Here is a 23,186-nt window from a genome sequence, read left to right on the forward strand (position 1 = left end):
GGTGGTCCGGGTAGTCCTTGACCAACTGCGAGACCAGGTGCCGGATCTCGGCCGTGCCCCTCAGCCGGCGGACGCCTCCACCCGGCTCGCTCCGCCGCGGCGCCGCGCCATGGGCCCGGGTGCGTTCGCGCAGTTGCCCGGGGATCCGGCCGGCCTCGGCCAACAGGCGGGTACCGGTCCTCCGGAGGTCGCCCCCGATCCGCTCGCCGACCGCCCGGGGATCCACCGCGCTGTCCGAACCGTCCACCAACTGCGGTACCGGCAGCCCGAGTTCCACCAGCCGTCGGAGCACCGACCCGTCCTCCCCGCCGACTTCGGCCGCCCGCACCCGGCCGCCCTCGCGCAGGACGGCGAGGTGGCGGGCCCGGGCGGCGGCGAGCGGAGTGGCGGGCGTGTCAGTCATGGTGCTCGCCCCGCAGCCGCCAGCCGAGGTGGAAGAGGGTGTGGGCGCCGTAGCGGTCGCGCAGCCGGGAGATGTGGGCGGCGACGGTGCGTTCGCTGACGCCCAGCCGGGTGGCGACGGCCCGTTGGGTGAGGCCGCGGGCGAGCAGCCGGCCGATCCGCACGGTGGTGACGGACGGCGGGTCGAGGTGGCGTCCGGCGGGGGTGGCGCGGACCCAGTCGCGTTCGAACTGGGCGGCGAGGTAGGCCACGGTGGTGGGGTCGGTGAGGAAGGCGGCCCGGCTGTGGTCCTCGGCGGCGGGGATGACGGCCACCGCGCGGTCGAAGACCAGCACCCGCTCGTAGGGCTCGGCGAGGACCCTCACCTGGGCGCCCTGCCCGGTGCGCAGGACGACCTGGCTCCGCACGGCGGCGTCGGCGAGGGTGACCGGCTGGTAGAGGGTGCGCAGCGAGCAGCCTCGGCGGAGCAGCGAGAGGTCCTGGGCGAGGGCCATCCGGAGGCCTTCGAGCGGCCGCGGGCCGGGCTGGGCGGCCAGGACCTCCTCCCGGCACTCCGAGACGAGTTCGCTGACCCGCCCGCGGACCTCGGCGGCGCCGACGACGGTGCCGCCGAGAGTGCCGCCGAGGGCGACGGCCGGGGAGCCCGTGGCCGGGGAGCCGGCCGAACCAACGGCCCGGGAACCGGCCGCCGGCTGCCCCCCGACCGGGCTGCGCGCCTCGTCGTAGGCGCGGGACAGCGGCCCGAGGGTGCCCGGGAGCCGCTCGGCGTGCCGCAGCAGGCGGACGGCGCGGGTGCGCAGTTCCAGGCCGATCCGGTCGCCGAGGGAGCGCGGGCTGGCGGCGGTCCAGCCGGTGGCGGTGGGGGTGAGCAGGCCGCGGGCGACGAGGGCGGCCAGGGTGGGCCGGTCGGCGGGGGCGAGGTCCTCGGGGAGCAGCCGGCCGCCGCCCCGGACGGCGGCGAGGTAGAGGGCCCGCTCGGCCGGGCCCGGCTCATCGGTCATCGCGGGCGCCCCGCATCAGCCAGCCGAGCTGGAAGAGGGTCTGCGCGCCGTAGCGGTCGCGCAGCCGGGAGATGTGGGCGGCGACGGTGCGTTCGCTCAGGCCCAGCCGGGTGGCGACGGCGCGCTGGGTGAGGCCGCGGGCGAGCAGCCTTCCGACCCGGTCGGGGATGGTGCGGGCGGATGCCTGGCCGAGGGCGGCGGCCTCGGCGGTGTCGGCGCGCGCCCAGTCGCGTTCGAAGGTGCCGACCAGGTAGGTGATGGTGGCCGGGTCGGTGATGAAGGCGGCGGTGCTGTTGTCGTCGTTGGCGGAGATCACGGCGACGGAGCGGTCGAAGACGATCAGCCGCTGGAAGGGCTCGTCGAGCACCCGGATGAGCGAGCCGTGCCGGATGACCTCCTCGGCGTAGGCGAGGGCGGGCGGGTCGGCGAGCGCGACCGGCTGGTAGATGGTGCGCAGCGAGCAGCCGCGCTGGAGCAGTTGGACGTCCTGGAGGAGGGCGACCTGGAGGGTGTCGGCGGGCCGGTGGCCGGGCTGGGCGGTGAGGACCTCGGAGCGGCAGTCGGAGACCAGTTGGGAGATCCGCTGGCGGATGTGGACGTGCCCCTCGACGTGGACGGCGCCGCCGGCCCGGTCGGTCGGGCGGGGCATCGCGTCGTAGGCCCGGGTGAGGCCGTCCAGGGCGCCCGGGAGGTTCTCCGCGCGGACCAGCAGCCGGGTGGCCTCGCTGCGCAGTTCGGCGCCGAGGCGGTCGCTGACCGAGCGCGGGCTGACCGCGGTGTAGCAGCGGTCCATCCGGTTGACCATCAACAGGCCGATGTCGATGAGTTGTTGGAGCGCTCCCCGGTCGACGTCGGCGACCTCGCCGGTGGGGACGCGGCCGCCCTCGGCGATGATGGCCAAGTAGAGCTGCCGGGCGGCCTCGTCGGGCTCCTCGCCCACGGGCCCGTGGTGCGGTGTGACCGCCGGTTCCGCCGTCACGTCGCACTCTCCCTGCCGGACGCCTCTCCCCTGGTCTGCCCGTGCTCCCCGCCGCACGAGCCGTGGCACCGGTGGGCCCGGCGGGCTCACGGTGCCGGTGGGCCGGTACGGCGTGATCATGGATCAGGCGGTCACGGTACCGGGTGGGACGGCGGACCCCGGGCCCGGGTGCCGTCGCACGCCGGGTCGTCCGGGGGCCGCCATCGGTACGCCAGTCAAGGCGCTCCCGTCGAGGCGGAGCAGCAACGCCTCGACGGGTCCGGTCCGGGGGCCATCACCACACATGGACCCCGGCCCGGCGCTCTTCCCCCCCGTTCCACCGGCGCGGGATGTCGCACCTGCGGTCAGCATCGAAGAGCGTGTCGCCACCATCGGGCTGCGGTGCCCGGACGACTTGGCGTGTCTCCACCCTCACAGCGTGACGGCCGGTGAACAAGTGCCGCCCGAGTGCATGTTCGCGCAATTGCAGCTACCTGCATCCGGCCGCGGGCGCGACGGTCCGGCCGGCGGGGTGGATTCCGGTGGAACCGGGGCGGGTCGGGGGCGTCGGCACCACCCGGCAGCACCGTTGTCCGGCCGTGCGCGTTCCTGCACCGGCCGCGCGCTCCTGAGCTGCGCGTTCACGCAGGCCCGGGGGTCCGGCGCCGCCTCAGCGGGCCAGCAGCCGGCCCCGTGCCAGCCCGGCGGCGGTGCCGCCCGCGGCGAGCACCCAGGCGAGCGCCAGCAGCAGGTACAGGCCGACGGCCAGGCCGCTGAAGCCCCCGAAGCCGGTGTGCCGGGCGAGTGCGGAGGCTCCGGTGACGCAGGTGCCGACCGGGAAGGTGTACGCCCACCAGGTCATCGCGAACGGCATCCCGGCCCGCCGGGCCCGCAGGTTGGCGGTGAGCGCGACGGCCAGCCAGAGCATGGCGACGCCGATCACCGCCACGCCGTACAGCTCGGCGAGGTCGACCATGGCGGGCGCCAGCGCGGGCAGCACCGGGCGGGCGGCGTCGGCGAGCTGGTGGACCGCGGTGACGGACTGGCCGAGCGGGCCGAGCACCAGGAACAGCGAGGGGGTGAGCGCCAGGGCGGGCAGTTTGCTGTGGAGCAGCCCGGTGAACACCACCGGCAGCAGCACCAGGGTGGCCAGCAGGCCGATCCCGAACAGCGCCCAGCAGCCGTACAGCATGGCCTGCTGGGCCGTCCCGGCCGGCAGGTGGGGGACCAGCGCGGGGCCGCAGGCGGAGGCGACCAGCGGGGCGACCACCGGCAGCAGCCAGGTCGGGTTGGCCTCCAGGGCGGAGAGCCGGTGCCGGGTGATCATCAGGTACGGGATGCCGCCGGCCACGGCCAGCGCGTACAGGGTGCCGAGGCTCCACAGCACCGCGTCCAGGGCGACCGCCGGGCCGGTGCCGATGACCCGGGAGCCGAGCAGCAGGGTGCCCAGCCCGACCGCCAGCAGCGCCATCGGCGGGCAGCCGTAGAAGACCGCGGTGGCCGGGTTGTCCAGCAGCTGGGCGCGGGCCGCCTCGCGGTGCCGGGTCAGGTGGACCAGCCGGGCCCCGGCCAGCACCAGCAGGGCGGCCAGCGCGAACGCCCACATCACCTCGCCGAAGGCGGTCAGCCCGGGCGGCCGCACCGGCAGCACGGCGGCGCCGTTCGCCAGGATCGCGGTGCCCATCACGGCGGCGTACCAGTTGGGGCCGAGTTGGGCGAGGTCGGGCCGGCGGCGGACGGCGGGGCGGGCGAGGGGGCGGATACCGGCCAAAGTGGACATGTCCCCACCGTCGCCCGGAAGGCCGGGCGGCCGGTAGCGCCGGGGCTTCTATGGGGGCATAGCCTGAACCTATGGCCCTCTCCCCGCACGTCCCCGAACTCGGCGCCCTGGAACTGCTGCTCGCGGTGGCCCGGCTGGGCAGTGTCGGACGGGCGGCGGCCGAGCTGGGCGTCACCCAGCCGACCGCCAGCGCCCGGATCAAGGGCATGGAGCGGCAGGTCGGCGTCCCGCTGCTGGACCGCTCGCCCCGGGGCAGCCGGCCGACCGAGGCGGGCCGGCTGGTGGTCGAGTGGGCCCGGCAGGTGGTGGAGGCGGCGCAGGCGCTGGACGCCGGGATCGACGCCCTGCGCGAGCGACGGGACGCCAAGCTGCGGGTGGTGGCCAGTCTGACCGTCGCCGAGTACCTGATGCCCGGCTGGCTGCTGGGCCTGGCCGAGGCCAGCCCGGGGACGGCGGTGACGCTGCGGACGGCGAACTCGGCGGAGGTCGCCGGGCACGTCCTGGACGGGGACGCCGACCTCGGCTTCGTCGAGGGCCCCACCACCCCGCCCGGGCTGGCCGGCGTGGTGGTGGCCGCCGACCGGCTGGTGGTCGTGGTGGCGCCCGGGCACCCGTGGGCGCGCCGCCGGGCCCCGCTGACCGGGGCCGAGCTGGCGGCCACCCCGCTGGCGCTGCGCGAGCCCGGCTCGGGCACCCGGGAGGTGCTGGAGATGGCCCTGCGGCCGTACGGGGGCGTGGCGCGGCCCCGGATGGAGCTGGCCTCGTCCACCGCGCTGAAGGCGGCGGCGATGACCGGGGCGGGGCCGGTCTGCCTGAGCGAGCTGGCGGTGACGGAGGAGCTGGCCACCCGGCGGCTGGTCGAGGTGCCGCTGGTGGCGGAGCTGGACCTGCGGCGGCCACTGCGCGCGGTCTGGCCGGCCGGGCAGCGGCCGGGCGGGCCGGCCCGGGAGCTGCTGGGGCTGACCCGGCGGTCGGTCAAACGTTCACCGAGAAGTTGAGGCGGAAACCGGAAACGGAAAGTTGAGCGGAATAGACTCAACTTAGTGCATGCTGTACGCAGCAGTAGTGAAGGACGACGAGGGAGGACCCCCCAGCAGTGGACGCCAGCAAGTTCACCACCAAGACGCAGGAAGCCCTGTCCGCCGCCATCCGGCAGGCGGGCACGGCCGGCAACCCGGACGTCAGGCCGGTGCACATCCTGATCGCCCTGCTGGAGCAGCCCGAGGGCATCGCCCGGCCCCTGCTGGAGGCGGTCGGGGCCGACGTCGCCCGGGTCGACGCCGAGGCCCGCCGCCAGGCGGCCGCGCTGCCCAGCGCGATGGGCTCGACGGTCGCCGCGCCCCAGCTCGCCCGGGACACCGTCGCGGTGCTCACCGAGGCCGGCAGGCGCGCCAGCGACCTGGACGACCAGTACGTCTCCACCGAGCACCTGATGGTCGGCCTGGCCGCCGAGGGCGGCCAGGTGGCCGAGCTGCTGGCGCACCAGGGCGCCGCGCCGAAGGCGCTGCTCGCCGCGTTCAAGGACGTCCGCGGCAGCGGCCGGGTCACCTCACCGGACCCGGAGGGCACCTACAAGGCGCTGGAGAAGTACGGCACCGACCTCACCCAGGCCGCCCGGGACGGCAAGCTCGACCCGGTGATCGGCCGCGACCACGAGATCCGCCGGGTGGTCCAGGTGCTCTCCCGCCGGACGAAGAACAACCCGGTGCTGATCGGCGAGCCGGGCGTCGGCAAGACCGCCGTGGTCGAGGGCCTGGCCCAGCGCATCGTGGCCGGCGACGTGCCGGAGTCGCTGCGCGGCAAGCGGCTGGTCGCGCTGGACCTCAGCGCGATGGTCGCGGGCGCCAAGTTCCGCGGCGAGTTCGAGGAGCGGCTGAAGGCCGTCCTGAACGACATCAAGGCCTCCGACGGCCGGGTCGTCACCTTCATCGACGAGCTGCACACCATGGTCGGCGCGGGCGCCGGCGGCGACTCCGCGATGGACGCGGGCAACATGCTCAAGCCGATGCTGGCCCGCGGCGAGCTGCGGATGGTCGGCGCCACCACGCTGGACGAGTACCGCGAGCGGATCGAGAAGGACCCGGCCCTGGAGCGCCGCTTCCAGCAGGTGCTGGTCGGCGAGCCCAGCGTGGAGGACTCGATCGCCATCCTGCGCGGCCTCAAGGGCCGGTACGAGGCGCACCACAAGGTGCAGATCTCGGACGCCGCCCTGGTCGCCGCCGCCACCCTGTCCAACCGCTACATCACCTCCCGCTTCCTGCCCGACAAGGCGATCGACCTGGTCGACGAGGCGGCCTCCCGGCTGCGGATGGAGATCGACTCCTCCCCGGTCGAGATCGACGAACTCCAGCGCTCCGTGGACCGGTTGCGGATGGAGGAACTGGCCCTGGAGAAGGAGTCCGACCCGGCCTCGGTGGACCGGCTGGCCCGGCTGCGGCGCGACCTCGCCGACCGGAACGAGCAGTTGAGCGTGCTGACGGCGCGCTGGGAGCAGGAGAAGAAGAGCCTCAACCGGGTCGGCGAGCTCAAGGAGCGGCTGGACGACCTGCGCGGCGCGCTCGAACGCGCCCAGCGCGACGGGGACTTCGAGCGCGCGTCCAAGCTGATGTACGCCGAGATCCCGGCCGCCGAGACGGAGCTCACCGAGGCCCAGGAGCGCGCCGCGGACCAGGACACCTCGACCTCGATGGTCAAGGAGGAGGTCGGCCCGGACGACGTGGCCGACGTGGTCGCCTCCTGGACGGGCATCCCGGCCGGCCGGCTACTGGAGGGCGAGAGCGCCAAACTCCTGCGCATGGAGGATGAGTTGGGCCGGCGTCTGATCGGCCAGCAGGAGGCCGTGCAGGCCGTCTCCGACGCGGTGCGGCGCACCCGCTCCGGCGTCGCCGACCCGGACCGCCCGACCGGCTCCTTCCTGTTCCTCGGCCCGACCGGTGTCGGCAAGACCGAACTCGCCAAGGCCCTGGCCGACTTCCTGTTCGACGACGAGCGGGCGATGGTCCGGATCGACATGAGCGAGTACGGCGAGAAGCACTCGGTCTCCCGTCTGGTCGGCGCCCCGCCCGGGTACGTCGGCTACGAGGAGGGCGGCCAGCTCACCGAGGCCGTCCGCCGCCGCCCGTACAGCGTGGTGCTGCTGGACGAGGTGGAGAAGGCGCACCCGGAGGTCTTCGACGTCCTGCTCCAGGTGCTGGACGACGGGCGGCTCACCGACGGGCAGGGCCGCACGGTGGACTTCCGCAACGCCATCCTGATCCTCACCTCCAACCTGGGCAGCCAGTACCTGGTGGACCCGGCCACCCCGGAGGAACGCAAGCGGGAGCTGGTGCTGGGCGCCGTCCGGTCCGCGTTCAAGCCGGAGTTCCTCAACCGGCTGGACGACATCGTGGTCTTCGAGCCGCTGGGCACCGGCGAGCTGAGCCGGATCGTCGACCTCCAGGTGGCCCGCCTGGGCGAGCGGCTGCGGGAGCGGCGGCTCACCCTGGAGGTCTCCGCGGCCGCCCGCGACTGGCTGGCGCTCACCGGCTACGACCCGGCGTACGGCGCCCGCCCGCTGCGCCGGCTGGTGCAGTCCGCGATCGGCGACCAGCTGGCCCGGGCGATCCTGTCCGGCGCGGTGCACGACGGGGACACCGTCCTGGTCGAGCAGGACGAGGCGGGCGACCGCCTGACCGTCCGCGGCCGGGGGCCGCTGGAGAAGTAGCACCGCCGGCGTCCGGCACCCGGGCCGCCCCTTCCGCTCCGGCGGCGGGGGCGGCCCGTTCCGCGCCCGCGGGCCGCACCGGGGCCGTCACCCGGCCGCCGGGGCCGCCGCCGTCACCGCGCCGCCGTCACTCCGCCGCCGCCCGTCGCAGCAGCCGCCGCGTCCGGTCCCGCCGGCTGCGCGCCAGCCGGTGCAGCTCGGCCACCTGGACGTCCGGCAGGCTCCAGGCCTGGGTCAGCAGCCTGAGCGTGGACACCCGCGGACAGGACACCCCGCGTTCCAGGTCCCGGATCGACCGCACGCTCAGCCCGGTCGCCTCGCCCAGCTGCTCCTGCGTCATGCCCCGGTCCAGCCGGATGCTCCGCAGCAGCGCCCCGAGCGTCGCGCCGTCCCCCGTCGCCGCTCCACCCACTCCTGTTCCCCCCTCAATTCCGGACAGTCCACCTCAGGACAGCTCAACTCCCCCGGCCAGGCCGGGATTTGATCGATGCGAGTTCCGTCGCACGCTAACCGCATCCGACCGGGACGGCAGCCGAACCAGCGCGCCGGGCGCGTGACGTGGCTCACGCGCGCCCCTCCGCGGGCCCACACCCCACCGGGGTTCCCGCCCCCGCCCCGGGCCCCGCACACCCTCGGTGACCGACACCCTTCCCACCGCCGCCGGAGCCGCCGGACGACGGCCGGAGGAACGCCCGACGAAGATCGACGCGCCCCTCGGCCGCCCCTGTGAGCGGAGCCCCGAATGAGGCAGGATGGGAGGTGGAAAGGGCGGCCTCTCATTGCCGGCCACCACGTGCACTGAGGAAGAGGACCCCCATGAGCATCGACCCGTCGTCCATCCCGTCCTTCGGCGTTCCCCAGGGCGGCCAGCCCGGCGGCCAGGGCGGGCGGCCGGCCGGCCCGCCGCCGATCGTCGTCCCGGACCAGGCCCTGGTCACCCAGCTGCTGGACCAGATGCAGCTCAAGCACGTCGTGGACGAGGAGGGCGACCTCACCGCCCCCTGGGAGGGCTTCCGCGTCTACTACATGTTCCGCGGCGAGCAGAAGGAGCTCTTCGCGGTGCGCGCCTTCTACGACCGCGCCTACCCGCTGGAGAAGAAGGGCGAGATCCTCGACCTGATCGACGAGTGGAACCGCGAGACCCTCTGGCCCAAGGTCTACACCCACACCCACGAGGACGGCGTGGTCCGCCTGATCGGCGAGGCCCAGATGATCGTCGGCACCGGCGTCAACCTGGACTACTTCGTCACCACCACCGCCAACTGGACCCAGGCCGCGGTCGGCTTCGAGCAGTGGATCGTCGAGCGCCTCGGCCTCCAGAACGAGATCGAGGGCGAGGACGGCGAGGACACCGAGGGCACCGACGAGGCCTGATCCCGCCCCGGTACTCCGGTCCGGCCCGCCACCGCCCTCCGCGCCGGTGGCGGGCCGTTCTTGTCCCCGGCCCCCGGCTGACCCAGGATGGCCCTGACGACGAGCCGTGAGGAGCCACCGATGGGTACCAGGCCGCTGCTGAACCGCCGACTGACCGGGATGGGCACGACGATCTTCGCCGAGATGTCGGCCCTGGCCACGGCCACCGGCTCGATCAACCTCGGCCAGGGATTCCCCGACACCGACGGGCCCGAGGAGGTCCGCGAGGCGGCCGTACGGGCCCTGCGCGACGGCCGGGGCAACCAGTACCCGCCCGGCCCCGGCATCCCCGAGCTGCGCACCGCGATCGCCGAGCACCAGCAGCGCTTCCACGGCCTCGCCTACGACCCGGACACCGAGGTGCTGGTCACCGCCGGCGCCACCGAGGCCATCGCCGCCACCCTGCTGGCCCTGCTGGAGCCCGGCGACGAGGTGATCGCCCTCGAACCCTTCTACGACTCCTACGCCGCCTGCATCGCGATGGCCGGCGCCACCCGGGTGCCGCTCACCCTGCGGGCCCCGGCCTTCCGCCCCGACCTGGACGAGCTGCGCGCCCTGATCACCCCGCGCACCCGGCTGCTGCTGATCAACACCCCGCACAACCCCACCGGCACCGTCCTCACCGCCGAGGAGCTCGCCGCCGTCGCCGCGCTCGCCGTCGAGCACGACCTGCTGGTCGTCACCGACGAGGTCTACGAGCACCTGGTCTTCGGCGCCGTCCACCACCCCCTCGCGGCCCTGCCCGGCATGCGCGAACGCACCGTCACCATCTCCTCCGCCGGCAAGACCTTCTCCTTCACCGGCTGGAAGGTCGGCTGGGTCACCGCGAGCCCGGACCTGGTCACGGCCGTGCGCACCGCGAAGCAGTACCTCACCTACGTCAGCGCCGGCCCCTTCCAGTACGCCGTCGCCGAGGCCCTGCGGCTGCCCGACACGTACTTCGACACCCTCCGCGCCGACCTGCTGCGCAAGCGCGACCTGCTGCTCGGCGGCCTCACCGCGGCCGGCTTCCGGGCCTTCACCCCCCAGGGCACCTACTTCGTCACCACCGACATCACGCCGCTCGGCGAGAAGGACGGCATCGACTTCTGCCGTGCCCTGCCCGGCCGTTGCGGCGTCGTCGCCATCCCGAACGCGGTGTTCTACGACGACGTGGAGGCCGGCCGTAGCCTGGTCCGCTTCACTTTCTGCAAAAAGGACGAGGTCCTCCAGGAGGCCGTCACCCGCCTGCGGCGCCTGTGAGGGGCCGCACGCCCCCTTTCGCGCCCTTCGAACAGGGATGTCCGTGATCCGACACCAGTGCTGATGGATCATCAACTTCCTTGATCGGCTTGCTTGTTTGCCACCATTGCGGCAATCCTTCCGAGCACCCGGGCACTCTCCCGCCGCCCTCCACGCCCCGCGCCTGGAGGGCGGCGGTGTGTGATGCAGCCGGACAGCGCACACCCGGCGCGCACGGCGCACGATCCGGTGATAGGGGCGCGCGCTGTGCAGACTCGTACACGGGCTCGATCAGAGCCGGGAAGCAGGTGTGCTCGAAACGGTGAATGCTTGACAAAGTTGGGTAAATCACCGGCGGACCCGGCGTATTCGTGCTTCTCTGCTGCTGAATCTCCAGCCGGAATCCCTCCTTCCACGGTCGGCCGCGCCCAGGGCCGCACAGCCACGAACAGCCTCGCCATCGCCTAGGCCTACTCGCTGCTGCTCGGCGGGCGCGCACGGAGCTGAAACGCGGAGCCGAGCATGCTCACCACACTGCAGACCTCCTACACGGACACCCGGGCGGGTGACCTCGCCTGGTGCCTCGGCGGCGACCCGCTGCCCGCTCTCGCCGTCCGCGACCTGAGACTCGACGGGGGCGGCCGCCCGGGCACGCCCGGCACCCTCCAGCTGCGCCTGCTGGGCGCCTCCCACCAGGTGGTGATCGACGCGGGCCCCGGCCAGTGCCTGGAGACCGTCGCCTGCCTGCCCGGCCGCCGCACCCCGCTGCCGGCCCGGGTGGCCAAGCAGGTCGGCGGCTGGGAGTACGAGTTCGCGGCCCGGATCGAGGCGCTGCCGCCGCACGACTTCGCGGCCCGCGCGCAGGAGCTGCTGGCCCTCGTCGAGGGGCACCCGCGGGGCCTCGCCGGGGTCTTCCCGGGCGACCCGAGCGCCTTCACCGCACTGGTCACCCAGGGCGGCGCGGACCGGCTGCTCTGGCGCACCTGGCACGCCTACCCGCAGGAGGGGCAGCTGGTGTGCACCCGCTCCTCGCTGGTGGTGACCGGGGTGGCCGGGGCATGACCGCCGGAAGTCCGGACCGGACCACCGATCCGGCCGTAGGCCGCCCGGCCCAGGCCTACGAATCGTACGCAGGAACGGTTCGTCAATCCGACGTCGCCCACTGTCCGTCGGATGGGCGCATCCATCCGTCCCGCACGTCCCCTAGCGTTTGTTCGTGATCAACCATCCGACCGGTCCGCCCGCACGCCCGCGAGTGGACCTCGACGACGGCGCCCCACCCCGGCCCGGGCGAGGCCTCGCCCCGCTCCCGCCCGCCCGCCGTCGGTCCCGGCTGCGCTCCAGCCCCCGGCTCGCCCGCCTGACCGTCCTGCTGGCCGCGTTCGTCTGCGCGGCCTGCGGACTCGTCTACGAGCTCGAACTCGTGGCGCTCGGCGACTACCTGCTCGGGGACACGGTCACCCAAACCTCCGTCGTGCTCTCCGTCATGGTGTTCGCGATGGGCCTCGGCTCACTGCTCGCCAAACGGTTCACCAGCCGGCCCGCCACCGCCTTCGCCCTCGTCGAGTGCGCGCTCGCGCTCACCGGCGGACTCTCCGTCCTCGCGCTCTACTCCTGCTGGGCCTGGATCGGCCGCTACCAGGCCGCCATGGTCGGCCTCACCTGCCTGATCGGCGTCCTGATCGGCGCCGAGATCCCCCTGCTGATGACCCTCATCCAACGGATCCGGCGCGAGGACGCCGGACGCGCCGTCGCCGACCTGTTCGCCGCCGACTACGTGGGCGCGCTGATCGGCGGCCTCGCCTTCCCCTTCCTGATCCTGCCCGCCCTCGGACCGGGCGACGGCGCCCTGCTCACCGGCGCCGTCAACGCCGTCGCCGGGGCGGCCGTGGTGCTCTGGCTGTTCCGCGAGGAACCCGCCCCCCGGATCCGACGGCTGCTCTGGGGCGGCTGCCTGCTGGTCCTCGCCCTGCTCGCGACGGCCGCGGCCGGCTCCGACGCCGTCGAGCGCGCCGCCCGGCACGCCCTGTACGGCGACCAGGTCCGCTACGCCACCCGCAGCCGGTCCCAGGAGATCGTGCTCACCGGCCCCGCCGAGGGCCCCCTGCGGCTCTACCTGGACGGCCGGCTCGCGGTCTGCGGACCGGACGAGTACCGGAGCAGCGAGGGCCTGGTCCACCCCGCCATGGCGGCCGGCCCGGACGCCCGCGTCCTGCTGCTCGGCGGCGGCGACGGGCTCGCCCTGCGGGAGGTGCTGCGGCACCGGGGCGTGCGCACCGTCCGGCTGGTCGACGCCGACCCCGCCCTCCCCCGGCTCGCCCGCACCGACCCCGGGCTGGCCGCCCTCGGCGGCCGCTCGCTGGACGACCCCCGGGTCCGCACCACCGCGGCCGACCCGCTGGCCTGGCTGCGCGGCGCCGGCGCCCCCGGCGGGGACGGACCGTACGACGTGGTGCTCGCCGACCTCCCGGCACCGGCCGACGGCGGGCCGGTCAAGTTCCACTCCCAGGAGTTCTACGGCCTCGCCGCACGACTGCTCTCCCCCGGCGGCCGGATCGCCGTCCGCGCCGGGAACGACCTGGACGGCCTCTGGCAGATCGAGTCCGGTCTGCGGACGACGGGCCTGCAGACCGCCCCGTACGCCGTCCCGGGCAGCGCCACCGCCGCCTGCCGCCCCGGCCCGCCGGACGACCCCCAGAACTTCCTCCTCGCCGCCGCCGTCCGGCCCCCGCTCACCCTCGCCCCCGACGCCCCGTCGCCCCGCGCCCTCAGCCCCGACGCCCTCCACGCCACCACCGCCCGCCTCACCGCCCTCCGCCCGGCCCACCCCCCGGCGGCCCTCACCCTCCTCGGCCCCCGCTGAGGCCGCCCGGCCCCGCCGAGGCCACCCCGGGGAACCGTCTTCCCGGAAGCCCCGCCTCGCGCCCGTGGCGGGCCGGGGCGGGTGCCCGTGCGGGCGGCCGCGGCGATGGTGCGACGGCCAAGGGAACAGGTGGGGCGGGGAAAATCCGGTGGTGGTGGGTAGGGACCGGGCGCGGCCCAGTCGGTAGGCTCCGTGACATGGAGCATGAGGTTCTCGTCCCGTTGTCCGCCGAGCCGGTCCGGCAGGCCTTGCAGGATCCCGCGCTGCTGGCGCGGAGTGTGCCGGGGCTGAGCACCGAGCCGGCCGCGGTCGGCGCCGGTGCGGCCGAGGAGATCGGCGGCCGGCTGAAGCTGCGGATCGGCGGCTCCACGATCACGTACAAGGGCGTGCTGTCGCTGATCGGGGGCCGGGAGGGCGTGCTGACCGTGCTCGCCGAGGGCGAGGAGGCCCGGGGCACCGGTGAGGTGACCGCCACCGTCCGGGTCAGCGTCGCGGACGGCGCCGAGGACGGCACCGCGGTGATCCGCTTCACCGGCGACCTGAGCGCCACCGGCCGGCTGACCGAGTTCGACGAGGAGACCCTCGACGCCACCGGCCGCCGCCTGCTGGACCGGTTCGCCGCCGCGCTGGTCGCCCCGGAGGGCGAGCAGCCGCAGGACCAGGACCAGGAGGAGGACGCCGAGCAGGGCGGGTCCGGGAACGCCGGGGCCGGGGCCGACGCCGGTGTGGTCTTCATCGAGGACCGCCAGGACCAGCCCGGCGACGACCTGGACGACGACCTCTCCGACCTGATCGCCTTCTCCGACGCCGACGCCGAGCGCTTCGGCCTGCCCACCGGCTCCGCCGACGACGAGGACGAGGACGAGGAGGACGACGTGGAGGACGGGGCCGCGGACGGCTCCGCCGAGCAGGACGGCGTCGCCGAGGAGCTCCCCGCCGAGCCGCTCTTCGCGTACGAGGAGGAGCCGGTGCTCAGCGGCCCGGTGCGCCGCAGCATCGTCGGCCGGTCCGCCGAGGAGGTGGACCACGCCCCGCCGCGCGGCCCGTACGCCCCGGCGCTGCCCGCCCGCAGCGCGCGGGCCCGGGCGGCGTCCCGCTGGGGCGGCGAGGCCGGCGGGATCGTGGTGCCGGGCACCGGCGGCCGCAGCGCGGTGCCGTGGGTGATCGGCGGCTCGGTGGCCCTGCTGGGTGGTGCCGTGGTGCTGGTCAGGGCGCTGCGCCGACGCTGAGCCCGGAGCGCCGCGGGAACCGTCAGGGCCTAGACTGAACGCTCATGAGCAACGACCGCGACGCCCTGCTGGCACAGATCAAGGACAAGGCCGTCGTGCACGGCAAGGTCACCCTCTCCTCCGGCAAGGAGGCCGACTACTACGTCGACCTGCGCCGGATCACGCTGGACGGCGTGGCCGCCCCGCTGGTCGGCCGGGTGATGCTGGACGCGACCTCGCACCTGGACTACGACGCCGTCGGCGGCCTGACCCTGGGTGCCGACCCGGTGGCCGCCTCGATGCTGCACGCCGCCGCCGCGCGCGGGCAGCAGCTGGACGCCTTCGTGGTCCGCAAGACGGGCAAGGCGCACGGCCTCCAGCGCCGGATCGAGGGCCCGGAGGTCAAGGGCCGCCGGGTGCTGGCCGTCGAGGACACCTCCACCACCGGCGGCTCGGTGCTGACCGCCGTGGAGGCGCTGCGCGAGGCGGGCGCCGAGGTGGTCGGCGTCGCGGTGATCGTGGAGCGCGGCGGCGCGGCCGCCGTGGAGGCCCAGGGCCTGGAGTACGTGACCGCCTACACCCTGGACGACCTGGGTCTCTGATCCCGTCCGGTACGACGAACGACCGAGGGCCGGTGCTGTTTCACGTGAAACAGCACCGGCCCTCGCCGTGTCGGGAGCGCCGGGAGCTCAGCCCCGCCGGTGCCGGCCGCCGCCGGCCTGGACCTGGCTCTCCTCGTCGACCTCGGCGCCGATGCCGGCCCGCTTCTTCTTCCGCTCGCGCATGATCTCGACCAGGATCGGCGAGATCGACAGCAGGACGATCAGCAGCACCGCCGGGATCAGGTACTTGTCGATCACCGGGGCGAGCGCGTCGCCGAAGAAGTAGCCGATCAGCAGCATGGACTCGGTCCACAGCACGCCGCCGATCACGTTCCAGAGGAAGAAGGTCCGGGCGGGCATCTCCAGGGTGCCGGCGACCGGGTTCAGGAAGGTGCGGATGATCGGCATGAAACGGGCCAGCACCACGGCCTTGCCGGAGCCGAACTTGTTGAAGTACTCCTCCGCCTTCACCACGTAGTCGCGTCGGAAGATCTTCGAATCGGGCTTGTCGAACATCTTCGGCCCGACCTTGGCGCCGATCAGGTGCCCGAGCTGGGCGCCGGCGATCGCCGCGATCGGGCAGCCGATCAGCAGGACGGCGATCGGCAGCTTGGCACCGTCGCCGAGCACCGAGGAGGCCGCGTTCGAGGCGGCGACACCCGCGAGGATCAGCAGCGAGTCGCCCGGGAAGAAGAAGCCGACCAGCAGGCCGGTCTCCGCGAAGATGATCGCGATCAGCCCGATGGCGCCGAGGGACGAGATCAGGGATTTGGCGTCAAGCAGGTTGACGGCCAGCTGGTTGTAGTCCACGGGCGCAGGATAGCGGGCGCACCGTGCCGACCACGCGGGCGCACCGTGCCCACGACGCGGGCGCACCGTGCCGACGGCGCCCGGCGGGGGACGCCCCCCGGCCGCCCGCCGGAGCCGCCCGCGGCCGCCGTGCGCCCGTGCCGTGCGCCGTTCCGCATGGCGGGCTCCTGCTGACCCGCGGGCACGAGTCTGGGAAGATGGCACAGGCGTCCGGTCCGCGGTGGCACACCACCCTCATGGCCGTACCGCGCAGGTCGCCGCGAACGTGCCGGAGAGCCACACCGCAACGCCGCGCGTCGGCGGGCCGGCACGGAGTCGTCACGAAGGCGTACACAGCGTCGGACAGCACCGTCCGTACGCCGCAACCCGACAGGAGCGGATCGCATGCCCATCGCAACTCCCGAGGTCTACAACGAGATGCTGGACCGGGCCAAGGCGGGCAAGTTCGCCTACCCGGCCATCAACGTCACGTCGTCGCAGACGCTGCACGCCGCACTGCGTGGTTTCGCCGAGGCCGAGAGCGACGGCATCATCCAGATCTCGACCGGTGGCGCGGAGTTCCTGGGCGGCCAGCACAGCAAGGACATGGTGACCGGCGCCGTCGCGCTCGCCGAGTTCGCCCACATCGTCGCCGCCAAGTACGACGTCACCGTCGCGCTGCACACCGACCACTGCCCGAAGGACAAGCTGGACGGCTACGTCCGCCCGCTGCTGGCGGTCTCCGCCGAGCGCGTGGCCCGGGGCGAGAACCCGCTGTTCCAGTCGCACATGTGGGACGGCTCGGCCGAGACCCTCTCCGACAACCTGGGCATCGCCCAGGAGCTGCTGGCCCAGGCCGCCGCCGCCAAGATCATCCTTGAGGTCGAGATCACCCCGACCGGCGGCGAGGAGGACGGCGTCACCCACGAGATCAACGACGAGCTGTACACCACCGTCAACGACGCCGTGCGCACCGCCGAGGCGCTGGGCCTGGGCGAGAAGGGCCGCTACCTGCTGGCCGCCTCCTTCGGCAACGTGCACGGCGTGTACAAGCCGGGCAACGTCGTGCTGAAGCCGGAGCTGCTGCGCGAGCTCCAGGACGCGATCGGCAAGCAGTACGGCAAGACCGACCCGTTCGACTTCGTCTTCCACGGCGGCTCGGGTTCGAGCGCCGAGGAGATCGCCACCGCGCTGGAGAACGGCGTCGTGAAGATGAACCTGGACACCGACACCCAGTACGCCTTCACCCGCCCGGTCGCCGGCCACATGTTCGCCAACTACGACGGCGTGCTGAAGGTCGACGGCGAGGTCGGCAAGAAGAACACCTACGACCCGCGCACCTGGGGCAAGCTGGCCGAGGCCGGCATGGCCGCCCGCGTGGTCGAGGCCGCCGAGCAGCTGCGTTCGGCGGGCAAGCGCCTGAAGTGAGTCCCGCGCCCGGGGCGGGGCCCACGGCCGCGTGAGCCCCGCCCTCCGGGCGTGACGTGACAGACGGGTGCCCCCGGCGGAGACCGCCGGGGGCACCCGTCTGTCCGGGGGTGTCTACTGCTTGAGCTCCGCGTACGCCTCCGCGCTGCTGTCCTTCAGGAACTGCCAGCAGCGGGTCTCCTCCTCGGTCTCCTTGATCGCGCCGGCCGCCCGGGCGAGCGCCGCCAGGCAGCGCAGGAAGCCGCGGTTGCCGCGGTGCTCCCACGGCACCGGGCCGTGGCCCTTCCATCCGTTGCGCCGCAGCGCGTCCAGGCCGCGGTGGTAGCCGGTACGGGCGTAGGCGTACGACTCGACGTACCGGCCGGCCGCGTAGGCGTCGTCGGCGAGCATGGCCCAGGCCAGGCAGAAGACCGGGAACTCGGCCGCCACCTGGGTGGGGGAGGCCGACTCCTCCGCCAGCATCCGGTAGGGCCGCTCCTCCTCCGGGAGGAGAGTGGGTTCGGGACCGTCGAGAAGGTTCCTGTGAATCGCCATGCCCTGAAGTCTGCCACCCGAGACGCAGGGGTCAACCGCCGTCCCCGGCGGGCGCCCGTTCCGCGACGCCGAAGTCACAGACGAGGCGTGTGGACATTCACCCGTTCGCCTGCCACTGTGAAGATCATGTCCGCAGCCCGATCCGTCGGCCGGCGCACCGCACCGCCCCGGAAGGGCGGTCGCCGACGCCGCAAGCCGCGCCGCGGACCCGGTCCTGGCATGCTCACGGCACTCGTGGTCTCCGCAGTGGTCCTTGGGGCCGCGGCGATCATGCTGTACCGCCCAGCGGGAACCCCGGCCGCCGCCCCGACCGCCCAGGCGAGGGTCGCCCCGCCGGGCGAGCAGGCCACCACGGCGGCACCGACGGCGGAGCAGGCGCCGCCCCCGGCTCCCGCCCCGGCCGACACCCCGCCGCCCGCCCCCGCCGCGCCGGACCCCGGCCCCACCAAGGGCGCGGGCACCTTCACCGTCGCCCCGGCCACCGCCAAGCCGGTCGGGCGCGGCAACGTGCGCCGCTACCGGGTCGAGGTCGAGGACGGCATCGGCATCGACGCCCCGACCGCCGCCACGCAGATCCACGCCATCCTCGGCGACAAACGAGGCTGGACCAACGACCGCAAGAACGGCTTCCAGCTGGTCGCCGACGGCCCGTACGACTTCGCCGTGAAGATCGCCTCGCCGGCCACCGTGGACCGGATCTGCGGCGCCTCCGGGCTGGACACCCACGGCGAGGTCAACTGCAACGTCGGCAACCAGGTGCTCGTCAACTCCAAGCGCTGGAACACCGGTTCACCGCAGTTCAGCGGACCGCTGGAGGAGTACCGGGCGCTGATCGTCAACCACGAGGTGGGCCACCGGATCGGCCACGGGCACGAGGGCTGCCCGGGCGAGGGCAAGCCCGCCCCCGCGATGATGCAGCAGATCTACGGCCTCAAGGGCTGCACGCCCAACGCCTGGCCGTACTCGGCACAGGGCACGTACGTGGGCGGGCCGTCCGTCCCGTAGAACCGCGGCGGCGGGGGCGGGTCCTGGCAGCCGCCCTGGAGCGTGTCCGACAATTCCCGCCGGGTGCGCGACGGGTCGGACACGCCCTAACAGAGCACCGGCAGGTACTCCCGCAGGTCGCTGCGCTCCCCCGAGGCGGACACCTCGGCCGCCTCCACCGCCGCCGCCCAGTCGGCCCGGCCGGTGGCCAGCCGGATCCAGGTCAGCGGATCGGTCTCCACCACGTTGGGCGGGGTGCCCCGGGTGTGCTTCGGCCCCGGCACCGCCTGGACGACCGCGAACGGCGGGACGCGCAGCTCGACGGCGCCGCCGGACACCTGCCCGGCGAGGGCGTCGGCCAGCATCCGGGAGACGGTGGCGAGGGCCTCGCGGTCGTGCGGGAAGGCGTCCAGGCCGAGCGCGTCGGCCAGGTCGTCGGCGTGCACCACGGCCTCGATCAGCCGGGTCACCAGGTAGTCGCTCAGGAGCATCGGATGACCGCTCAGGAAGGTCACCCGCCGCTCCGGTTCCGCCGCGGCCCGGCTGTCGAGCACGGCCAGCACGGCGTCGAGCGACCGGTCGAACTCGGCGGCCACCTCCTTGGGCGGGCCGGCGAACCCGGCCGCCGTGTGCTCCGTGGTCGCGGTGTCGACGAAGCCGGCCATCGTCCCGGCCAGCGCCGCGTAGTCGGCCAGCGGGAGCACCGGCCCGTCCACCTCCGGCAGGTCCAGCACGACGGACAGCTGGCTCAGCGCCAGGCTCAGGTGGGTCACCAGCTCCCGCACCCTCCAGGAGCCGAGCCGGGTCGGCCGTTCCAGATCGGACTCCGTCAGCTGGTGCACGACCACGCGCACCGCCTCGCTCTGCGCCGTCAACGCGGCGCTCACCTTCTGCGGCTGATACGTACGGGACTTGGCAGGCATGGGCGTCAACATACGCCGAGGGGCGGGTGGTTCACCAGAGAACCAACCGCCCCTCGTCGACCGTGCGTCAGGCCAGCAGGGCCTCGATGACACCGGTGCGGGCGTCCTTCAGCTCGGCCAGCGAGACGCTGAACCGGCCCTGGACGTCCAGGCTTTCGCCGTCCACGACACCGATCCGGGTGGCCGGCAGGCCGCGCGCGGTGCACATGTCGTTGAACCGGAGCTCCTCGCTGCGCGGCACCGCCACGACGGCGCGGCCGGCCGACTCCGAGAACAGCAGGACGAACGGGTCCTGGCCCTCGGGCAGAACGATCCGCGCACCGTGGCCGCCCTTGAGGCAGCTCTCCACCAGCGCCTGACCGAGACCGCCGTCGGACAGGTCGTGCGCGGCGTCGATCATGCCGTCGCGCGAGGCGGCGATCAGGATCTCGCCGAGCAGCCGCTCGCGCTCCAGGTCCACCGCCGGCGGCAGGCCGCCGAGGTGGTCGTGGACGGCCTGCGACCAGGCCGAGCCGCCGAGCTCGTCCGCCGTGTCGCCGAGCAGGTAGAGCAGCTGCCCCTCCTCGGCGAAGGCGAGCGGGGTGCGCCGGGTGACGTCGTCGATGACACCGAGCACCGCGACCACCGGGGTCGGGTGGATGGCGACGTCGCCGGTCTGGTTGTACAGCGAGACGTTTCCGCCGGTGACCGGGGTGCCGAGCACCAGGCAGGCGTCGGCCAGGCCGCGGGTGGCCTCGGCGAACTGCCACATCACGTCCGGGTCCTCGGGGGAGCCGAAGTTGAGGCAGTCGGAGACGGCGAGCGGCTTGGCACCGCCGGCCGCGACGTTGCGGTACGCCTCGGCCAGGGCCAGCTGGGCGCCGGTGTACGGGTCCAGCTTGGCGAAGCGGCCGTTGCCGTCGGTGGCGACCGAGACGCCGAGGTTGGTCTCGTCGTCGATCCGGATCATGCCCGAGTCCTCGCCGTGCGAGAGCACGGTGTTGCCGAGCACGTAGCGGTCGTACTGGTCGGTGATCCAGGACTTGGAGGCCTGGTTCGGGTGGCTCGCGACCTTCAGCAGGTCGGCCTTGAGGCCCTCGCCGGTGGTCGGGCGGGCCAGCCGCTCGGCGGTCGGGGCGTCGGCCTGCAGCGCGTCCTGCCAGCTCGGGCGGGCGTACGGGCGCTCGTAGGTCGGGCCCTCGTGGGCGACGGTGCGCGGCGGGACGTCCACCACGAGCTCGCCGTGCCAGAAGATCTCCAGGCGCTCGCCGTCGGTCACCTCACCGATGACGTTGGCGATGACGTCCCACTTCTCGCAGATCTCCAGGAAGCGGTCGACCTTGTCGGGCTCCACGATCGCGCACATGCGCTCCTGCGACTCGCTCATGAGGATCTCCTCCGGCGAGAGCGTGTGGTCGCGCAGGTGCACGGTGTCGAGCTCGATCCGCATGCCGCCGGAGCCGGCCGAGGCCAGCTCGCTGGTGGCGCAGGACAGGCCGGCGCCGCCGAGGTCCTGGATGCCCTTGACGAGCTTCTCCCGGAAGATCTCCAGGGTGCACTCGATCAGGAGCTTCTCCTGGAACGGGTCGCCGACCTGGACGGCCGGGCGCTTGGCCGGCTTGCTGTCGTCGAAGGTCTCGGAGGCGAGCACCGAGACGCCGCCGATGCCGTCGCCGCCGGTGCGGGCGCCGTACAGGATGACCTTGTTGCCGGCGCCGGAGGCCTGCGCGAGGTGGATGTCCTCGTGCTTCATGACGCCCACGCACAGCGCGTTGACCAGCGGGTTGCCCTGGTAGCAGGAGTCGAAGACGACCTCGCCGCCGATGTTCGGCAGGCCCAGGCAGTTGCCGTAGCCGCCGATGCCCGCGACGATCCCGGGCAGCACGCGCCGGGTGTCCGGGTGGTCGGCCGCACCGAAGCGCAGCGGGTCCATCACGGCGACCGGGCGGGCGCCCATCGCCAGGATGTCGCGCACGATGCCGCCGATGCCGGTGGCCGCGCCCTGGTAGGGCTCGATGTACGACGGGTGGTTGTGCGACTCGACCTTGAAGGTGACCGCGTACCCCTGGCCGACGTCGACGACGCCGGCGTTCTCGCCGATGCCGACGAGCATCGCGTCCGAATCCGGCTTCTTCTCGCCGAACTGCTTCAGGTGGACCTTGCTGCTCTTGTACGAACAGTGCTCCGACCACATGACCGAGTACATGGCGAGTTCGGCGCCGGTCGGGCGGCGGCCGAGGATCTCCCGGATGCGCGCGTACTCGTCCTCCTTGAGGCCGAGCTCGGCCCAGGGCTGGGCGGCGTCCGGGGTCTGCTCGGCGTTCTTGACGGTGTCGAGGCTCATCAGGCGTTCACCAGCTGCTTCAGGACGGAAGTGAAGAAGCCCAGGCCCTCGGTGGTCGGGCCGGTGAGCGGCTCCACGGCGTGCTCCGGGTGCGGCATCAGGCCGACGACATTGCCGGCGGCGTTGGTGATGCCGGCGATGTCGCGGTACGAACCGTTCGGGTTGACGTCCAGGTAACGGGCGACGACCCGGCCCTCCGCCTCCAGTTCGTCCAGCACCCGCTCCTCGGCGACGAAGCGGCCCTCGCCGTTCTTCAGCGGGACGACGATTTCCTGGCCGACCGAGTAATCCCGGGTCCAGGCGGTGCCGGCGTTCTCGATGCTCAGCTTCTGGTCGCGGCAGATGAAGTGCAGCGAGTCGTTCCGGGTGAGCGCCCCGGGCAGCAGGTGCGATTCGCAGAGCACCTGGAAGCCGTTGCAGATACCGAGCACCGGCATTCCGAGCTTCGCCTGCTCGATGACGGTCTCCATCACCGGCGAGAAGCGGGAGATCGCACCGCAGCGCAGATAGTCGCCGTAACTGAATCCGCCGGGCAGGACGACGGCGTCGACCTGGTGGAGATCCTTGTCACGGTGCCACAGGGCGACCGGCTCGGCGCCGGCGAGGCGGACCGCCCGCTGGGCGTCGCGGTCGTCGAGGGAGCCGGGGAAAGTGACGACGCCGACGCGGGTGGTCACTTGCCCTCCTCCTCGACCCGGACGGTGAAGTCCTCGATCACGGTGTTGGCGAGAAAGGTCTCGGCGGCTTCGCGGATACGGGCGAGCGCCGCGTCGTCGACCGGGCCCTCCACATCCAGCTCGAAACGCTTGCCCTGGCGGACGTCGGCGATCCCGGTGAATCCGAGGCGGGGCAGTGCACGCTGCACCGCCTGTCCCTGGGGGTCGAGGATCTCCGGCTTGAGCATGACGTCGACTACGACGCGTGCCACTGGCACTCCCGGTGGTGTCTTCGGTGAGGCGGGGGAACTCCAGACTACCGGTGGTTTCGGGCAGGATTGCTGGCCGGGGATAGCGACGCGCGTAGACCCGAGACCCTTACGCCACAAGGGATCCGG

Annotated in this window: 20 protein-coding genes; 10 read left to right on the forward strand and 10 right to left on the reverse strand. The window is 73.6% G+C overall.

Annotated features, from left to right (window positions below):
* Nucleotides 1-395: 395 nt before the first annotated feature.
* The 3 genes from ACFVGO_RS01760 to ACFVGO_RS01770 form a co-directional block, all read right to left on the reverse strand.
* The gene (locus ACFVGO_RS01760; RefSeq protein WP_380630600.1) at nucleotides 396-1,403 is read right to left on the reverse strand and encodes a LuxR C-terminal-related transcriptional regulator; all 1,008 of its coding nucleotides are present in this window, start codon (nucleotides 1,401-1,403) and stop codon (nucleotides 396-398) included.
* Nucleotides 1,393-2,382, reverse strand: a complete 990-nt coding sequence (locus ACFVGO_RS01765) for a LuxR C-terminal-related transcriptional regulator (RefSeq protein WP_380351219.1) — start codon at nucleotides 2,380-2,382, stop codon at nucleotides 1,393-1,395. Before ACFVGO_RS01765 ends, ACFVGO_RS01760 begins: the two co-directional genes overlap by 11 nt.
* Before the next feature lie 649 nt (nucleotides 2,383-3,031).
* The gene (locus ACFVGO_RS01770; RefSeq protein ID WP_359897732.1) at nucleotides 3,032-4,141 is read right to left on the reverse strand and encodes a TDT family transporter; all 1,110 of its coding nucleotides are present in this window, start codon (nucleotides 4,139-4,141) and stop codon (nucleotides 3,032-3,034) included.
* A 71-nt stretch (nucleotides 4,142-4,212) separates the two neighbouring features.
* Here ACFVGO_RS01770 and ACFVGO_RS01775 point away from each other — a divergent pair, with 71 nt between their 5' ends.
* Nucleotides 4,213-5,139, forward strand: a complete 927-nt coding sequence (locus ACFVGO_RS01775; protein ID WP_359897731.1) for a LysR family transcriptional regulator — start codon at nucleotides 4,213-4,215, stop codon at nucleotides 5,137-5,139.
* A gap of 98 nt (nucleotides 5,140-5,237) precedes the next feature.
* The gene (clpB, locus tag ACFVGO_RS01780; RefSeq protein WP_380630602.1) at nucleotides 5,238-7,844 is read left to right on the forward strand and encodes an ATP-dependent chaperone ClpB; all 2,607 of its coding nucleotides are present in this window, start codon (nucleotides 5,238-5,240) and stop codon (nucleotides 7,842-7,844) included.
* A 127-nt stretch (nucleotides 7,845-7,971) separates the two neighbouring features.
* Here clpB and ACFVGO_RS01785 read toward each other — a convergent pair whose 3' ends face one another.
* Nucleotides 7,972-8,256, reverse strand: a complete 285-nt coding sequence (locus ACFVGO_RS01785; RefSeq protein WP_359897729.1) for a helix-turn-helix transcriptional regulator — start codon at nucleotides 8,254-8,256, stop codon at nucleotides 7,972-7,974.
* A gap of 404 nt (nucleotides 8,257-8,660) precedes the next feature.
* On the opposite strand from ACFVGO_RS01785, the gene ACFVGO_RS01790 reads away from it, so the two are divergent.
* From ACFVGO_RS01790 to pyrE, 6 genes are all read left to right on the forward strand, one after another.
* Nucleotides 8,661-9,218: a YbjN domain-containing protein gene (locus ACFVGO_RS01790; RefSeq protein WP_380630603.1), complete on the forward strand. Its 558-nt coding sequence runs from the start codon at nucleotides 8,661-8,663 to the stop codon at nucleotides 9,216-9,218.
* Between the two features lie 120 nt (nucleotides 9,219-9,338).
* Nucleotides 9,339-10,499 (forward strand): pyridoxal phosphate-dependent aminotransferase, encoded by a 1,161-nt coding sequence (locus ACFVGO_RS01795; protein WP_380630604.1) that lies wholly within the window; start codon nucleotides 9,339-9,341, stop codon nucleotides 10,497-10,499.
* Nucleotides 10,500-11,000: 501 nt separating this feature from the next.
* Nucleotides 11,001-11,540, forward strand: a complete 540-nt coding sequence (locus tag ACFVGO_RS01800; protein WP_359897726.1) for a DUF2617 family protein — start codon at nucleotides 11,001-11,003, stop codon at nucleotides 11,538-11,540.
* Between the two features lie 193 nt (nucleotides 11,541-11,733).
* Entirely contained in the window at nucleotides 11,734-13,341 is a 1,608-nt protein-coding gene (locus ACFVGO_RS01805; RefSeq protein WP_380630647.1) for a polyamine aminopropyltransferase, read from the forward strand.
* A gap of 197 nt (nucleotides 13,342-13,538) precedes the next feature.
* Nucleotides 13,539-14,570: a hypothetical protein gene (locus ACFVGO_RS01810; protein ID WP_380630605.1), complete on the forward strand. Its 1,032-nt coding sequence runs from the start codon at nucleotides 13,539-13,541 to the stop codon at nucleotides 14,568-14,570.
* Nucleotides 14,571-14,614: 44 nt separating this feature from the next.
* A complete protein-coding gene (gene pyrE, locus ACFVGO_RS01815; protein WP_359897723.1) occupies nucleotides 14,615-15,151 on the forward strand; it encodes an orotate phosphoribosyltransferase in 537 nt (178 codons plus the stop codon).
* A gap of 87 nt (nucleotides 15,152-15,238) precedes the next feature.
* Here pyrE and ACFVGO_RS01820 read toward each other — a convergent pair whose 3' ends face one another.
* A complete protein-coding gene (locus ACFVGO_RS01820; protein ID WP_359897722.1) occupies nucleotides 15,239-15,961 on the reverse strand; it encodes a VTT domain-containing protein in 723 nt (240 codons plus the stop codon).
* Nucleotides 15,962-16,345: 384 nt separating this feature from the next.
* Here ACFVGO_RS01820 and fbaA point away from each other — a divergent pair, with 384 nt between their 5' ends.
* On the forward strand, nucleotides 16,346-17,368 hold the full coding sequence (gene fbaA, locus ACFVGO_RS01825; protein ID WP_359897721.1) for a class II fructose-bisphosphate aldolase: 1,023 nt from the start codon (nucleotides 16,346-16,348) through the stop codon (nucleotides 17,366-17,368).
* A 114-nt stretch (nucleotides 17,369-17,482) separates the two neighbouring features.
* On the opposite strand, the gene ACFVGO_RS01830 is transcribed toward fbaA, so the two are convergent.
* Nucleotides 17,483-17,902, reverse strand: a complete 420-nt coding sequence (locus tag ACFVGO_RS01830; protein WP_359897720.1) for a DUF3151 domain-containing protein — start codon at nucleotides 17,900-17,902, stop codon at nucleotides 17,483-17,485.
* Between the two features lie 219 nt (nucleotides 17,903-18,121).
* Between ACFVGO_RS01830 and ACFVGO_RS01835 the strand changes: the two genes are divergently transcribed.
* A complete protein-coding gene (locus ACFVGO_RS01835) occupies nucleotides 18,122-18,907 on the forward strand; it encodes a DUF3152 domain-containing protein (RefSeq protein ID WP_359897719.1) in 786 nt (261 codons plus the stop codon).
* Between the two features lie 86 nt (nucleotides 18,908-18,993).
* Here ACFVGO_RS01835 and ACFVGO_RS01840 read toward each other — a convergent pair whose 3' ends face one another.
* The 4 genes from ACFVGO_RS01840 to purS form a co-directional block, all read right to left on the reverse strand.
* Nucleotides 18,994-19,809: a sterol carrier family protein gene (locus tag ACFVGO_RS01840; RefSeq protein ID WP_380630609.1), complete on the reverse strand. Its 816-nt coding sequence runs from the start codon at nucleotides 19,807-19,809 to the stop codon at nucleotides 18,994-18,996.
* A 67-nt stretch (nucleotides 19,810-19,876) separates the two neighbouring features.
* Complete coding sequence (gene purL, locus ACFVGO_RS01845) at nucleotides 19,877-22,132, reverse strand: phosphoribosylformylglycinamidine synthase subunit PurL (protein WP_359897717.1); 2,256 nt, start codon at nucleotides 22,130-22,132, stop codon at nucleotides 19,877-19,879.
* The gene (gene purQ, locus ACFVGO_RS01850; RefSeq protein WP_359897716.1) at nucleotides 22,132-22,809 is read right to left on the reverse strand and encodes a phosphoribosylformylglycinamidine synthase subunit PurQ; all 678 of its coding nucleotides are present in this window, start codon (nucleotides 22,807-22,809) and stop codon (nucleotides 22,132-22,134) included. The genes purL and purQ overlap by 1 nt, the downstream gene beginning before the upstream one ends.
* Nucleotides 22,806-23,060 carry a phosphoribosylformylglycinamidine synthase subunit PurS gene (gene purS, locus ACFVGO_RS01855; protein WP_049654013.1) on the reverse strand — a complete coding sequence of 85 codons (255 nt, stop codon included), beginning with the start codon at nucleotides 23,058-23,060 and terminating at the stop codon, nucleotides 22,806-22,808. Before purS ends, purQ begins: the two co-directional genes overlap by 4 nt.
* Nucleotides 23,061-23,186: the final 126 nt, after the last annotated feature.

The sequence above is a fragment of the Kitasatospora sp. NPDC057738 genome, from assembly GCF_042798815.1.
Taxonomy (GTDB): domain Bacteria; phylum Actinomycetota; class Actinomycetes; order Streptomycetales; family Streptomycetaceae; genus Kitasatospora; species Kitasatospora lactacystinica.

What these genes read in the sequence shown, in the direction of transcription:
- fbaA (WP_359897721.1), top strand. Translation starts at nt 16,346, where the DNA reads ATGCCCATCGCAACTCCCGAGGTCTACAACGAGATGCTGGACCGGGCC.
- ACFVGO_RS01810 (WP_380630605.1), top strand. Translation starts at nt 13,539, where the DNA reads ATGGAGCATGAGGTTCTCGTCCCGTTGTCCGCCGAGCCGGTCCGGCAG.
- ACFVGO_RS01800 (WP_359897726.1), top strand. Translation starts at nt 11,001, where the DNA reads ATGCTCACCACACTGCAGACCTCCTACACGGACACCCGGGCGGGTGAC.
- ACFVGO_RS01775 (WP_359897731.1), top strand. Translation starts at nt 4,213, where the DNA reads ATGGCCCTCTCCCCGCACGTCCCCGAACTCGGCGCCCTGGAACTGCTG.
- ACFVGO_RS01795 (WP_380630604.1), top strand. Translation starts at nt 9,339, where the DNA reads ATGGGTACCAGGCCGCTGCTGAACCGCCGACTGACCGGGATGGGCACG.
- ACFVGO_RS01790 (WP_380630603.1), top strand. Translation starts at nt 8,661, where the DNA reads ATGAGCATCGACCCGTCGTCCATCCCGTCCTTCGGCGTTCCCCAGGGC.
- purL (WP_359897717.1), bottom strand. Translation starts at nt 22,132, where the DNA reads ATGAGCCTCGACACCGTCAAGAACGCCGAGCAGACCCCGGACGCCGCC.
- ACFVGO_RS01830 (WP_359897720.1), bottom strand. Translation starts at nt 17,902, where the DNA reads ATGGCGATTCACAGGAACCTTCTCGACGGTCCCGAACCCACTCTCCTC.
- ACFVGO_RS01835 (WP_359897719.1), top strand. Translation starts at nt 18,122, where the DNA reads ATGCTCACGGCACTCGTGGTCTCCGCAGTGGTCCTTGGGGCCGCGGCG.
- ACFVGO_RS01770 (WP_359897732.1), bottom strand. Translation starts at nt 4,141, where the DNA reads ATGTCCACTTTGGCCGGTATCCGCCCCCTCGCCCGCCCCGCCGTCCGC.
- ACFVGO_RS01760 (WP_380630600.1), bottom strand. Translation starts at nt 1,403, where the DNA reads ATGACCGATGAGCCGGGCCCGGCCGAGCGGGCCCTCTACCTCGCCGCC.
- ACFVGO_RS01840 (WP_380630609.1), bottom strand. Translation starts at nt 19,809, where the DNA reads ATGCCTGCCAAGTCCCGTACGTATCAGCCGCAGAAGGTGAGCGCCGCG.
- pyrE (WP_359897723.1), top strand. Translation starts at nt 14,615, where the DNA reads ATGAGCAACGACCGCGACGCCCTGCTGGCACAGATCAAGGACAAGGCC.